This is a genomic window from Rhizobium pantanalense (assembly GCF_030182525.1).
In the GTDB taxonomy this organism is placed as follows: domain Bacteria; phylum Pseudomonadota; class Alphaproteobacteria; order Rhizobiales; family Rhizobiaceae; genus Rhizobium.
This window is the reverse complement of record NZ_JAQJCH010000072.1, coordinates 1-322: the sequence shown is the minus strand read 5'-3', so window position 1 is coordinate 322 and position 322 is coordinate 1. Positions and strand designations below refer to the sequence as shown.

Sequence of the window (322 nt, the reverse complement as noted above, 5' to 3'; positions counted from 1 at the left end):
AGAAGTGATTGCTTTTACGATTGGAGATAAGCAGGACACAGACTTTGTCTTACACACACTTGATCAACTGCCAACACTGCCTGAGAACTGCGTGTTACATAGTGACCAAGGATCTGTGTATACATCTTACGAGTATCAGAAAGCTGTTAAAACAAAAGGCATTACCATGAGCATGTCCCGCAAAGGGACACCCGCTGATAATGCCTCCATCGAATCGTTTCATTCCTCACTAAAGTCTGAAACGTTCTATCTTAACAGCATTGATCGAACCACGACCGCCATCGTAGAACGCACTGTCATAGAATACATTCATTATTATAAC

1 protein-coding gene is annotated in these 322 nt (G+C 42.2%); it reads left to right on the top strand.

Features of this window, described 5'->3' with window-relative positions; all coding sequences use genetic code 11:
* On the top strand, window positions 1-322 hold a 322-nt coding region (locus PH558_RS34185), incomplete at both ends, for a DDE-type integrase/transposase/recombinase (RefSeq protein ID WP_285208579.1).